General features: G+C 56.9%; 12 protein-coding genes and 1 pseudogene. 2 read left to right on the top strand and 11 right to left on the bottom strand.

Annotation, left to right across the window (positions count from 1 at the left end):
* Positions 1-86 precede the first annotated feature (86 nt).
* Both CU041_RS04575 and CU041_RS04570 read right to left on the bottom strand, forming a co-directional pair.
* Complete coding sequence (locus CU041_RS04575) at positions 87-1,478, bottom strand: ATP-binding protein (protein WP_233433007.1); 1,392 nt, start codon at positions 1,476-1,478, stop codon at positions 87-89.
* Between the two features lie 12 nt (positions 1,479-1,490).
* Positions 1,491-2,159 carry a response regulator transcription factor gene (locus CU041_RS04570; protein ID WP_456154834.1) on the bottom strand — a complete coding sequence of 223 codons (669 nt, stop codon included), beginning with the start codon at positions 2,157-2,159 and terminating at the stop codon, positions 1,491-1,493.
* A 245-nt stretch (positions 2,160-2,404) separates the two neighbouring features.
* On the opposite strand from CU041_RS04570, the gene CU041_RS04565 reads away from it, so the two are divergent.
* Positions 2,405-2,716 (top strand): PepSY domain-containing protein, encoded by a 312-nt coding sequence (locus tag CU041_RS04565; RefSeq protein ID WP_068518068.1) that lies wholly within the window; start codon positions 2,405-2,407, stop codon positions 2,714-2,716.
* Between the two features lie 99 nt (positions 2,717-2,815).
* A pseudogene (locus CU041_RS04560) lies at positions 2,816-3,349 on the top strand (cytochrome b/b6 domain-containing protein).
* Between the two features lie 108 nt (positions 3,350-3,457).
* Here CU041_RS04560 and CU041_RS04555 read toward each other — a convergent pair.
* The 9 genes from CU041_RS04555 to CU041_RS04515 form a co-directional block, all read right to left on the bottom strand.
* Positions 3,458-4,009 carry a sugar O-acetyltransferase gene (locus tag CU041_RS04555; RefSeq protein ID WP_101246410.1) on the bottom strand — a complete coding sequence of 184 codons (552 nt, stop codon included), beginning with the start codon at positions 4,007-4,009 and terminating at the stop codon, positions 3,458-3,460.
* Between the two features lie 132 nt (positions 4,010-4,141).
* Entirely contained in the window at positions 4,142-5,305 is a 1,164-nt protein-coding gene (locus CU041_RS04550; RefSeq protein ID WP_101245967.1) for a patatin-like phospholipase family protein, read from the bottom strand.
* A gap of 104 nt (positions 5,306-5,409) precedes the next feature.
* Positions 5,410-6,240: a phosphodiesterase gene (locus CU041_RS04545; protein ID WP_170310132.1), complete on the bottom strand. Its 831-nt coding sequence runs from the start codon at positions 6,238-6,240 to the stop codon at positions 5,410-5,412.
* Positions 6,241-6,277: 37 nt separating this feature from the next.
* Entirely contained in the window at positions 6,278-7,450 is a 1,173-nt protein-coding gene (locus tag CU041_RS04540; protein ID WP_233433006.1) for an ABC transporter ATP-binding protein, read from the bottom strand.
* Positions 7,450-8,265, bottom strand: a complete 816-nt coding sequence (locus CU041_RS04535; protein ID WP_101245965.1) for an ABC transporter permease — start codon at positions 8,263-8,265, stop codon at positions 7,450-7,452. The genes CU041_RS04540 and CU041_RS04535 overlap by 1 nt, the downstream gene beginning before the upstream one ends.
* Positions 8,262-9,104, bottom strand: coding sequence for an ABC transporter permease (locus CU041_RS04530; protein WP_101245964.1), 843 nt, complete (start codon positions 9,102-9,104; stop codon positions 8,262-8,264). Before CU041_RS04530 ends, CU041_RS04535 begins: the two co-directional genes overlap by 4 nt.
* Positions 9,105-9,165: 61 nt before the next feature.
* Positions 9,166-10,170: an ABC transporter substrate-binding protein gene (locus CU041_RS04525; RefSeq protein ID WP_101245963.1), complete on the bottom strand. Its 1,005-nt coding sequence runs from the start codon at positions 10,168-10,170 to the stop codon at positions 9,166-9,168.
* Between the two features lie 11 nt (positions 10,171-10,181).
* Entirely contained in the window at positions 10,182-11,210 is a 1,029-nt protein-coding gene (locus CU041_RS04520) for a LacI family DNA-binding transcriptional regulator (protein WP_101245962.1), read from the bottom strand.
* Positions 11,211-11,589: 379 nt separating this feature from the next.
* Complete coding sequence (locus CU041_RS04515) at positions 11,590-12,588, bottom strand: alpha/beta hydrolase family protein (protein WP_101245961.1); 999 nt, start codon at positions 12,586-12,588, stop codon at positions 11,590-11,592.
* Positions 12,589-12,768: the final 180 nt, after the last annotated feature.

The following is a 12,768-nucleotide window of genomic DNA, read 5'->3' as shown; positions in this document are numbered from 1 at the left end:
CCGCACCATCTTCGCGGTTATCGCACTTATCGCTGATATCGCGATATCAATGACGCAAAGGCCACCTTCGGGCGGCCTTTTTGCGTTCAGCTTTGATGCAGGATCAATTCCGCCATGAAACCGTCCGTCTTGCCCGGACGCGGCGAATAAAGCTTCAGCTCGGACCGTGTATTGCGCACGATCGCATCAACGATCGCAAGTCCAAGCCCCGCCCCGTCCCCGCTGTTATGGGATCGTTTGAACCGGGTTTTAAGATCATCAAGATTGCCCGCGGCGATCGCCGGTCCGCCATTGGCCACCCGGATGATGTGGCGATCTGTGACCGTAATCTCGACCGGCTGGTCCTTCGCCCCGTGTCTAAGCGCATTTTCAATCAGATTGCGCAAACAGATGGCAAAGGCATCATGGTCGATATTGGCCTCAAGCGTTGCCACCGCGTCGCTGTCATAGACGATATCACCGCCATCAATTCCCGCACGCATCACATCATCAATCACCAGCAAAAGCGTCGATCCCAGCTTCTGATCATGCCCGGTCGGGCTAAAGCCGCCGCCCGCTTCGGCGCGCGCCAGCTGCAAAAGCTTTTCGGCCAGCCGCGACAACCGTTTAAGCGATGCCTCGGTCTGAAGGGCGCGCTTGCGGCTTTCATGTCCTTCGGGCAGTTCAAGCACAAGCCGCTGGGTCTGTGCCAGGGCTGCGGCAATCGGGGTGCGCAATTCATGGGCGCTGTTGGCGGTAAAGCTGCGCTCGACATTCAGCGCCGCCTCAAGCTTGCCCATCAGGCTGTTGACCGCCGATACAATGGTGGTGATTTCTTCGGGGGCTTCTTCCTGTTCAATCGGCGTCAGGTTGCCTTCGCCGCGCGCCTCGATCTCGTCGCGCACCCGCTGCACCGGCACAAGCCCCTGACGCACGCCAAGGATGATCCCGATAATCACCGTCGGGATCAGAAGCGCAATCGGCAAAAACTGTGCCGCCACACTTTCAAGAATTGCCTCGTGGCGATGCTCAAGCGGCTCTGCCACCTGCATGTAAAGCTGCCCGTCGCCACTGCGGGCGGTATAAATCCGGAAATCGTCATCCTGATAAAACCCGACCGCCACAGGGGCGGCAAATGGTGCGGCCATGGCATTATGCGATCGCAACAGCACATCCCCGTTAGCCGCCCGCAACTGATAAAGCAGGTAATCGGCGACATTTTCCTCGTCCCCGTCATTATCGGTGCTTGCCACTTGATCGGCCGGGGTTGGCATCACCACCATGGATGATCCGTCCCAATGGGCATCAAAATAAAACCTCATAAGGGTCGAACCCCGCCGGGCGGTTTCAACAAGCCCGGTATCGGCGGCCTCTTCGAGTTCGTGATACATGCTATAGGCCGCAAGAACCGACCCTGCGATCCAGCACAGCGCGACAATGATCGTCAGCCGCTTGGTCAGGATGAATTGCAGGCTGTTTTGCTGCTTGATTTTCATCATGCCGGCCCCGCCCTATACCCGATAACCCACACCGCGCACGGTCTTGATCACATCACGCCCAAGCTTGCGGCGCACCCGGCTGACATAGACCTCAACCGTATTGCTTTCAATTTCCGCCCCGAATTCATAAAGCGCTTCTTCAAGCTGGCGTTTTGACAATGTCTGACCGGGGCGGCGCACCATCTGGTCAAGCAACGCCCATTCGCGCGATGTCAGATCGGTCTGCGCCCCGTCCACCAGAACGGTCCGCCCGGCAAGGTCAACCTCGACCCCGCCATCAAGGGTGACAAACGGATTGGGATTGCCGCTATAACGCCGCGCAACCGCGGCCAGACGGGCCGATAATTCATTCAGATCAAACGGCTTGACCAGATAATCATCCGCCCCGGCATTCAGCCCGGCAATCCGGTCGGAAATCTGATCCTGCGCGGTCAGAATGATACAGGGAATGGCCGATCCGCGCCGCCTGAGCCCGCGCAAAAGATCAAGCCCGCTACCATCTGGCAAATTAAGGTCAAGCAACAGCACATCATAATTGGTGGTGCGCATCATGATCTCGGCATCGGTGACATTTTCGCTGTGATCCACCGCCTCGCCACTGGCCAGCAAATGATCGCGCACTGCCTCGCCCAGCATGATCTCGTCTTCGACCAGAAGAATTCGCAACGATTTTCCATCCACGATATCTGCACCAGACCGTTATTGAAACAAACCGTCTGGCTATGCCCCTGTCCTGACAGCAACCTGAACAACGCGCATAGCGCCTTCAGTTGGCTGTCAGGAAACACCGTCATTCTTGTTCCTGTTCGGCGCATCGTTGACACGGCACATCCCGGAAATGTCCGTCACATCGCCTGCGTCTGCCGGAATTCCTGCATCGTTCCCTCTGCCGGATCCGCGTCCCACAGTTATGAAGGATTATGCCCATGAAAAGAACTGTTTTCCCAACCGCCCTTTTTGCCGTTGCCATCACCGCCCTTCTGGCCGGGGCGGTCGCGTCGCTTTCCTCGACCGCGGCCTTTGCCGACGAGGACTACTGCAAGGTTCCGAAATCGGAATGGAAAACCACCGACGAACTCAAGGCCAAGCTGACCGGCGAAGGCTGGGACGTGCGCAAGATCAAGGAAGACGAAGGCTGCTTTGAAGTTTACGCCATCGACAGCGACGGCAAGAAAATTGAAGCCTATTTCGATCCGGCATCTTTCGTGATCGTCAAACAGGATGGCGAAGACGACTGATCCCCAAAGTCAGTTGTTGCCATATCCGGGTGTTTCTGGCGGCGCCAACAGTCCTCCGCGTCGCCGGAAACACTTTCTGTCTGTCTGAAAGGAACCATCATGTCGATCACGGTCTGGGATCCGTTCATCCGCCTGTTTCACTGGGGATTGGCAACAAGCTTCCTGATCGCCTGGATCACGGCCGATGAATGGCACGCCCTTCATCACTGGGCCGGTTATGCTGCCGGGTGCCTGATTGCGCTGCGTCTGGTCTGGGGATTGGTCGGTACGCACTATGCCCGCTTTGCCCAGTTCATCAAGGGCCCGGCAACCACACTTGGCTATCTTGGCGATATCGCGCGCGGTCGTGAACACCGCTATATCGGCCATAATCCGGCCGGGGCGGCCATGATCATCGCCCTGCTGCTTGCCATGGCCGGTTGTGCCTTTACCGGCTAGCTTTATACCACCGATGCCTTCTGGGGCTCTGATGCCCTCGAACATATTCACGAATTTCTGGCCAACGGCCTTTTGGCGCTTGTGCTGCTGCATATTGGCGGTGTGCTGCTGGCAAGCCTGCGCCATCACGAAAACCTGATCCGCGCCATGATTACCGGGCGCAAACGCCGCCCGATGTCTGACGATATCGCCTGAATTCGATCTGTCCCTCATACTGCAAACTTGCGGCGGCCGGTCCTCACCCCCTTCTGGCTGCCGCTTTTTTTGGGGGGATTTTGAGGAAAAGTCAAAACGATCCGAACATCATCCGATGGCCCGTGCCGGATTCCCGACAACCGTGGTGCCCGGCGCAACATCACGGGTCACCACCGATCCGGCCCCGACAATCGCATCATCGCCGATGGTAATGCCCGGCAAAATGATCGCCCCGCCACCGATCCACACATTTTCCCCGATCGTCACCGGTTTTCCGACTTCAAGATGTTCCTTGCGCAATTGCGGATCACGATGATGGTCCGCACAGTAAATCTGCACATTGGGGCCCAGCATCGAATGATCGCCGATATGGACCGGTGCGGTATCAAGGATCACGCACCCGACATTCAAAAACACATCCCGCCCCAGATGGATATTGATGCCATAGGCACAATGAAACCGCGCTTCGATCCGCACATCATCGGCACAGGCGGCAAACAGGGCACGCAAGGACGGCCCGATATTGCCGCGCTCTGCCGGGGACAGCACGCTATGCTCGTGACAGGCTTCAAGCGCACGGCGGCGCAGGGCCGAAAGCTCCGGATCAAGGCAGCTATACCATTCCCCTGCCTGCATTTTCTCAAATTCGGTTTTGGACATTTCCGGTCGCACTTTGTTGGTTCTATCGGGCGGTTTGTCTTTGGACTGCCAATCTCCAAGCGTCATGTATCTGATGCAGACAGACAAGCCTACGCCCCGCACGCGCAATGTGCAATCGCCCAACCGAGGATCTCAGGACGTATAATCAGGCGCAAACAGATCAAGATCAAGCGACGGCCTGACACCGATATCGCGGCGATGCTTTCGCAGAAACGCGCTTGCCGCCTCCCGCCCGAGATCGCGCAGCATGGTCATGAAGCTCCATTCCGCATTGAGTTTCGAGGAATGATCAAGATCGAGCATATCTTCACTGGCGATACAATGCATGCGCATCGCCCCCCATTTGGCGGCTTCGCACATATGTTCGGGCGCATCCTTGCGCAGGATCGAAATCATCCGCAGCTCTTTCATCAGGCTGCTGTTAAATGAAACCTCATTAAGCCGGTTGGCAATTTCACGTGACGTTTTGGGCACCCCCGGCCGCCTGACCGGATTGATCTGCACCAGAACCGTGTCATCGGACCCGCATTCCAGCACCAGCGGGCCAAGGCTCGGATTGCCGGTATAACCGCCATCCCAATAAGGCACGCCATCAATCTCGACCGCCTTGTAGATCGTTGGCAAACAGGCCGATGCCAGCAACACATCAACCGTGATATCGGGATTGCGAAATACCCGCCCCTGCCCGGTTTCAACATTGGTCGCGGTGATAAAAAGCTTGGCCGGGCTACTGTTCAACGCCTTGAAATCCACGACTTCTGTCAGGATCGCCGCCAGCGGATTATCCCCCGCCGGATTAAGGTCATAGGGCGAAAACATCTTGGCACTCATATCAAGCCACATATAGGCCAGCGAGTTTTCAAGCGACCAGTTGCCAAACAGAATATCAATCGGGCTGCGTTGCAGCGGGCTGAACCGCGCGGCTTCGGACACCGCACGCCAGAAGGTTTCAAGATCGGCCCGTGCGCCTTCATAACCGCCCCTGGCAACCCCCGACGTCACCACTGCGGCATTCATCGCCCCGGCCGAGGTCCCCGAAATCGCCTCGATGCTCAGTTCCTCATCCTCAAGCAACCGGTCCAGAACACCCCATGTAAACGCCCCGTGCGACCCGCCCCCCTGAAGGGCCAGACTGATATTCTTGCGCGGCTTTTTGCCCGCACTGGCACTCGCACTGGCACCCTGACCAGCATCCGGACCCGCCCCGGCATCCGTGCGCGCATCACCCCCGGCATCAGTCCCCTTTTCGGTTTTGGTTTTGGTTTCCGTCCCCGTTTCCGCGCCCTTCGCACTCATACCGCCTCCTGCCTGACATCACACAACCCGCAATCATGATATGTCGCAGCCGGCACAAATTGCCAGTTTGGAAAACCACCCCCGTTGCCGGCCCGGCAACCGCATCAGACAATCAATTTGCCATCCGCATCAAAAAACGGATACGGACCGTCATAGCCATCGATATAGGCCAGATGCGTCAACAAGCAGCCCTGTTCCTGATCCCAGACATGCAAATGCATTGCCGGGGGTTCCATGACGAATGCCGATGGCCCGGCCGGATCAAGATCAAGTGCAACCTGATGGGCAACCGACGGCCCGATAATAAGCGGCACACCAGCCCAAAGCGTATGGATCGGGCGATGCACATGCCCGCAAATAATCGCTTTGATGCGGTCCTTGTGCGCCGCAATGATCCGGCCAAGCCGTGCTGCCCCGTCGCCAAGATTCTGAACATCCATATGCGTGATGCCAACCCGGATCGGCGGGTGATGCATAAACAGCAAACAGGGCTTTTCCGTTTCCCCTGACAGGGTTTCCTCAAGCCAGTCCAGCGTCTCGGGCGCAAGCTTGCCTTCCGGGCGTCCTTCATCAAGCGTATCAATGCCGATCAACCGGACCGGATACCCCTCGACCGCGTAATTGACAAAACTCTGGTCGGCATCAATCGGGGTTGCATCCGGAAATGCCTGGCGCAACGGCAAACGCTGGTCATGATTGCCCGGCACCATGAAATATGGCACCTCAAGCCCGCTCAGGATTTCCGCAACAAGCGCATATTCCGCATCAATGCCCAGATCACCGATATCGCCGCTAAACAGGACGATATCAGGACGCGGCACCATGGTGTTGACCCGCTTGACCGCCTTTTCAAGCGCAGCTGCCGTATCAACCTTGCGATAGGCAAGGCGTCGCCCCGCACCGATATGCAGGTCGGTCAATTGTGCAATTATCATGCTTTTTGATCTTTCTTTTTGTCTCGTGCCAATGCCGTCACATCGTCTGTGCGGCGTTTCGGGCATTCGAATGTCGGCCAAAAACTGTCAGACGTTCGGGATTGAAACGGCAATGAATGTCATCCCCGATCGCGATCTGAAAATCGGGATCAACATCAAGGGTGATGGCACTTTCCCCGATCCCCGAAACCGTCAGGCGCGACTTTTCACCAAGATATGAAATGGCCTCGACCCGACCGCGCATCTGCCCCTGATCCGGCGTACAGATCGCAAGCCCGTCGGCACGAAAATACACATCTGCCGCACCCTGCCCTGTATTGCCGTCATGATGCCCGTTCGGACCACCTTCCACGGCGTGACCGATCTGCTCCAGACCGATTTTGATATCGCCAAGAACAAGGCTGTTCTGTTCGATCCGCCCGTCAAGCCGGTTACTGGCCCCGACGAAATCGGCAACAAACGGTGACCGCGGCGCGCGGTAGATTTCGCGCGGCGTGCCGATCTGGGCAATTGCACCCTTTTGCATGACAACAATCCGGTCGCCCAGCGCCATCGCCTCTTCCTGGTCATGGGTGACATAGATCGCCGTGATGCCAAGCTTGCGCAACAGGCTGTTGATCTCTGTTCGCAACGTGACCCGCAATTTGGCATCAAGTGCCGTCAACGGTTCATCCAACAGCAACACCCGCGGACGCAGGGCAATCGCACGCGCAAGGGCCACGCGCTGGCGCTGCCCGCCCGAAAGCTGGTCAATCCGGCGATCGGCCAGCATATCGATATGCATCATTTCAAGCATCGCGCGCACCCGTTCATCACGTTCGCGGCGTTCGACTTTCTGCACCTTAAGCCCATAGGCGACATTTTCCGCCACCGTCATGTTCGGAAACAGGGCATAGGATTGAAACACCATGCCGACCCGGCGTTTTTCAATCGACTGACTGGTAACATCATCCGCGCCAAAGGTGATTTTTCCACCGGCATCCGGAAATTCCAGACCGGCAATCAGCCGCAAGATCGTTGTCTTGCCACAGCCCGACGGGCCAAGCAGAACAAGGGTTTCACCGCCATTGATCGTCAAATCAAACGGCAAAAGTGCGCGTGTCCCGTCGGGAAAGGTCTTGGTACACCCGGCAAGCTCGATGCGGGTACCGCCCGTTTTTTCAGTCTGAACAGTCTGGCTGCCCGGTTGCGCCATCGCGGTCGCGTTCATTATTCGTCCTCCGCCGGCTGCGACGCTGCCCGACGCTTTTTGCCCGGATTGGCAAGCATCTGCATTGCGATCAGCAACGGCATGATCAATACAAAGAAAATAAGGGTATAGGCGCTGCCGATCTCGAGCCGCATCGACGCATAGGAATCTGCAAGCCCGACCGGCAATGTCTTGGTCAGCGGCGTGTGCAGCATCCAGGTCAGATTGAATTCCCCGATCGAAAGTGTCACCACCATCAATGCGCCGGCAAGAATGCCAGGCGTCGCATTTGGCACAATCACATGCAGAAACCGGTGCCAGAACCCGGCACCAAGGCTTGCCGCGCCTTCTTCAAGGGTTTTCATATCCATCGCCGACATGACGGCCGCGACCGAGCGCACCATAAACGGCATGGTAAACAGAACATGCCCGATCAGGATAAAGACCCAGCTGCTTCTGAAACTGCCAAACCCGCCATAGGTAATCAGCAAGGCAAGCGCCAATGCCAGCCCCGGAATGGCAACCGGCAGGGTCAGGATTTCCTCAAACATCCGTGTCAGTCTGTTCGGACGCCGGACCAGCACATAGGCTAATGGCACCCCGGCAAGGGTCGTCACCACAAGACACGCGACCGCAAGCCACAAGGACAACAGAATGCTTTGCGCATAAAGGTCCCAGACCTCGAATATCCAGCGCAATGTCAGTCCCGATGACAGCCCCTTGAAAACATTGACCGTCACCCCGGCCAGTGCCGACATCACAATCGGCACTACGATAAACAGGCACAGCAAAACCGTCAGGCCAAGCTGCGCATAAAACGGCCCGCCGCGTCTCATGCGCCCCCCCGTGTCGCCAGATCGGCCTTTTCACCAACAAGGAACCGCACGGCACTCAGACACAGCCAGGTGATCAAACCAAGCGCGATGCTCAGTGCGGCTGCAACCGCGATATTGGCGTTTCGGGTAAATTCGGTATAGATCACCATCGGCAGAACATCGATATCGGTTGCCAGCGTAAAGGCCGTGCCAAAGGCCCCCATCGCGGTCGCAAAACAGATCGCCCCCGATGAAATAAGGCCGGGCATCAATCCCGGAAGGATCACATCACGCACCACCCGCCATCGTGGTGCGCCAAGCGATCGCGCCGCTTCTTCAAGCTGCGGATCAAGCTTTTCGGCCGATGCCATAACCGCAAGGATCACCCGCGGAATGGAAAAATAAAGATACCCGATAAACAGCCCGGCAATCTCATAGGCAAAAACGATCTTCTCGCCGATCAACGCATTGCTGATGCTGCCCACAGCCCCCTGCCGCCCGGCCAGCATGATCACCATGAAACCGACAACTGTCCCCGGAAAAGATAATGGCAGGGTCAGCAACCCGATCAGAACACTGCGCCCCGAAAACCGGTTACGCACCAGAAACATGCCGACAATCCCGCACAATATCAGGGCAACAACCGTCACACCTGCCGACATCAAAAGCGTCTGGACCAAACTTTCAAAATACCGCGCATTGGTCAGGATCACCAAATAGGTCGCCCAGCCGTCCGGGCCGTTGGCAACTTCCATCGCCACCAGAACCAGCGGGATCAGAAAGAACGCCGCAACAATCGCAACACCGGGCGCCATCAACGCCATAAAGGTCGCCGGACTGGCCATCGCCGAACGCGACATTCCGAAATATCTGGAAAAAGAAGGGCGCGAACGCCCTTCCCCAAGGTTTTGCAAAGCCACCTTAACGTACCTCGGACAGGTAACGCTCGGCGAAACCGCCCTGTGCGGTTGCCATTTTCGCATAATCAACCGGCGTTGAGCGGGCATATTCCGTGGCCGGAAGGAACTTGGATGCGGCCTCTTCGGACATTGCACTTGCAATCACCGGGCGCAGATAGGCATTTGCCCAATGGGCCTGACCTTTGTCAGACATCACATAATCAAGGATCTTCTTGCCATTCTCGGCATGCGGGCTGTTTTTAACTAGGCTCATCACATAGGGAACCGCAACCGTTCCTTCGGTCGGGATGACGAATTCAACATTCGCGCCGTCTTTGTATTTCGCACGATAGGCATTGAAATCGTAATCAATCAGGATCGGAATTTCCCCCGACAGAACACGCGCATAGGCGGTCTGTTTGGGCACAATCGGATCATTTTCCTTCAGCTTCTTGAAGAACTCGATGCCCGGGGTGAAATCATCAAGCGACCCGCCCATTGCACGGTTGATCGCAACCGCACCGGCATAACCGACAAACGCGCTCGACGGATCAAGATAGCCGACCATACCCTTGTATTCCGGCTTCAACAGATCAGACCAGCTTTGCGGAACAGCCGCACCTTCAAGGGCATCTGCATTGACAAACAGGCCAATCGTGCCCGAATGAATGGCAAACCAGCTGCCATTCGGGTCTTTCAGACCATCAGGGATGGCATCGAAATTGACCGGCTTGTATGCATCGACAACATCGGCTTCCTTGGCCTTGATCCCGAACGAAACCCCGTAATAGGCAACGTCGGCAACCGGGTTTTCTTTTTCTGCCAAAAGCTGCGACAGGGTCTGACCCGAATTTTTGTTATCCTGGGGAACGTCAATGCCAAGGTCTTTGGAAAAGTTCTTAAGCTGCCCGCCCCAATCTGCCCATTCCGGCGGGCAGTTATAACAAATGGCTACATCTTCCGCGAATGCCGGCTGTGCCGCAGCAACAGCCAAACCAACGCCCAGTACAAGTTGTTTGAAACGCACTTTTGATCTCCCTATAATCGGGGTGATGACGGATGCCGGGCGGGCCCGATTGACTCACCCGTGCTAAGTTGATGGGGCAGGATCAAACTTTGCGGGTTTGTCTGCCCCCTTATCAGGCCACGCAGGAATGCAAGCGCCTGCTGGCCCATCTCCTGGGTGGGTTGAACGGCCGAACACAGTTTCGGTGAAATCAGCCCACCCACCGCAATTCCATCAATTCCGCCCACAGACACATCGCCCGGAACACTCAAACCGTGTTCGCGGCATGCACTCATCGCGGCAATTGCCAGCATGTCGGTGGAACAAACCAGACCGGTCACCGCATCCGGGCCGGTCAGAAAACTTTTCAAAGGTGCAAACAGCTCTGTTTCACCAAATCCAACCTGACACAGGCGCGCTGCCCCCAGTCCGGCATCGGACAATGCCTTGCCAAATCCATCGAAACGCTGCTTGGAACGGTCGGAACTTTCAAACCGGCCCGCCACCATCGCAAGGGATCGGTGACCCTGCGCAATCATTGCCTGCGTCATGTCATAGGCCGATCTGGCATTATCGACACTGATCGATGCGACATCCTTGCGGGCGGGCTGATTGAACAACAAAACAAACGGTATATTTTCCGCCTTCAACAGATCAATCACCGGATTGTCATCGGCATTGGCAAGGGTCAGGATCAGACCATCCACCCGGTTATTGAGCAACGTCGACACCGCCCCCAACTCGCGTTGCGGGTCATAATTCGATGATGTCAGCAAAACCGTCAGGCCGTCTTCATGCGCGGCCTGCTCGATCCCCTGGACCGAGGTCGCAAAAACCGGGTTGGCCATCGTCGGCACCAGAACCCCGACAGATCGGGTTTGCGCCATCTTCAGGCGACGGCCATTGATGTTCGGACGATAGTTCAGATAACGCATGGCGGCACGGACACGTTCAACCGTCTCCGTCGGCACTTCATCGGGGCTGTTGATCACCCGTGAAACGGTTGCAATCGACACACCGGCCTTGCTTGCAACGTCGCGCATGGTTGATTTCGACGTCATCACTCACTCTCCTCTGACGGCCAACACCATAGCCGACAAAAAAGACAGTTCGATAACGTCCGCGTTTCAGTTTTATGAACATTTGAAACGTTTACAATGGCAGTTTTCCGCCATTTATTTTATTATTAAACCGCAACAAAACCGACACCCGCCCGCCCCGCTGCGCAAAAATTCAAATCACCTCGGGCCCCGGAATGCGGATTACCGAACCCAACTGTCCTGCCGATCCGGTCTGGCAAAGACACACATGGCTCAATCTATTCCCTTGGCTCGGCCCGGGCTTCTCCGCAGGACATCCATTGTACCGATCGAGCCTCCTCTGATACGGCCCCGCATCAGTAAAACCCCAACCCATTCTGCTGCCATCGGCAATCTTTGTTCACGTCGCCATCGCGGCCGCCTGCTTCCGCGCCCGCGCCTCAACATACGCCAACTCGCCTGCATGTTGCGCAAGCCCCGCACAGGCATCCGTCCATGCCGGGTCATCACCATAAAGCGCGGATCGCAGATAGGCCCATGTCATGCGCTGGGTGATGGCAAGGCGGTCCGGGTCTTCGTCATCGGTTTCCTTGGCATCATATCCGGCAATGCCGCCCAGCCCGTGTTTGCCACCGATCAGTGTCAGCAAGAACTCCCCGCCCGGTGCATGATGAAACGGATCGGTGTGCCAGGCCGCCCCGCGCGTGGTCAGGTTCGGATTGATATCCTGATCGCCCGCCACCACCAATGTCCGCGTCGTCATATGCGAAAAATCGGGATTAAGCGCGGTATAGTTCTGGCGCGCATGATCGCTCAGGCTGTCGCCACCCCGGCCCGGTGCGGCCAAAAGAACCCCGGCCTTGATCCGTGGTTCGATCAGATTGACATCCTGCGCATCCGGGTCGGCACTGTCGCTCAGCCGGGCGCCCAGCAACATGCCCACCGTCTGCCCGCCCAGTGAATGACCGACCGCCGCCACCCGGCCATGATCAAGCCGACCGTCCAGAATAGGGCTGGCACGTTCGATATCCTCAAGATGATCGAGAATGGTTTTGAAATCCTCGACCCGCGATCGCCAAAAGAACGGCGCGCCGGGCGCGTTCGCGCCAAACCCGGCGACTTTGGAATTGCCATGGGTCGGCTGGATCACGACAAAGCCGTGCTCGGCATAGAAATTGGCAAGCGGCCCATAGCCATCCTTGGACGGGATATAAAGCGACGGACCATGCCCGTGCGACAACAGGATAATCGGCAAATCCCGCCCCTGTGCCGGGGCCGTCACCCGCATTTCGATCGGTTTGGGCCGCCCGGGTGCGGCCAGGATCACCGGACACACCGAAATGGTCGAAACAGCTTCATTGACCGGAATGTGGCGGGCCTTATCAATCAGGTTATTCATCGCTGAGATCCTTTTCCGATTGGCGAAACCGGATGTTTCACCTATATATCCCGAAACGGAACATTGATCCGATAAGCTGTGGCCCGTAAGCGGGGCCTATAAATGGATCAACGTTCCGCTTATGCGAATGCAAATATGGAACATCGTTCCGTTTATCAAGCGCAAAATTTGACGCGACGA

Source organism: Thalassospira povalilytica, from assembly GCF_002844235.1.
In the GTDB taxonomy this organism is placed as follows: Bacteria; Pseudomonadota; Alphaproteobacteria; order Rhodospirillales; family Thalassospiraceae; genus Thalassospira; species Thalassospira povalilytica.
This window is presented reverse-complemented; position numbering and strand designations above follow the sequence as displayed.

Coding starts and splice junctions, on each gene's coding strand:
- CU041_RS04555 (WP_101246410.1), bottom strand. CDS start 4,009: ATGTCCAAAACCGAATTTGAGAAAATGCAGGCAGGGGAATGGTATAGC.
- CU041_RS04565 (WP_068518068.1), top strand. CDS start 2,405: ATGAAAAGAACTGTTTTCCCAACCGCCCTTTTTGCCGTTGCCATCACC.
- CU041_RS04540 (WP_233433006.1), bottom strand. CDS start 7,450: ATGAACGCGACCGCGATGGCGCAACCGGGCAGCCAGACTGTTCAGACT.
- CU041_RS04550 (WP_101245967.1), bottom strand. CDS start 5,305: ATGAGTGCGAAGGGCGCGGAAACGGGGACGGAAACCAAAACCAAAACC.
- CU041_RS04545 (WP_170310132.1), bottom strand. CDS start 6,240: ATGATAATTGCACAATTGACCGACCTGCATATCGGTGCGGGGCGACGC.
- CU041_RS04575 (WP_233433007.1), bottom strand. CDS start 1,478: ATGATGAAAATCAAGCAGCAAAACAGCCTGCAATTCATCCTGACCAAG.
- CU041_RS04515 (WP_101245961.1), bottom strand. CDS start 12,588: ATGAATAACCTGATTGATAAGGCCCGCCACATTCCGGTCAATGAAGCT.
- CU041_RS04530 (WP_101245964.1), bottom strand. CDS start 9,104: ATGTCGCGTTCGGCGATGGCCAGTCCGGCGACCTTTATGGCGTTGATG.
- CU041_RS04535 (WP_101245965.1), bottom strand. CDS start 8,265: ATGAGACGCGGCGGGCCGTTTTATGCGCAGCTTGGCCTGACGGTTTTG.
- CU041_RS04520 (WP_101245962.1), bottom strand. CDS start 11,210: ATGACGTCGAAATCAACCATGCGCGACGTTGCAAGCAAGGCCGGTGTG.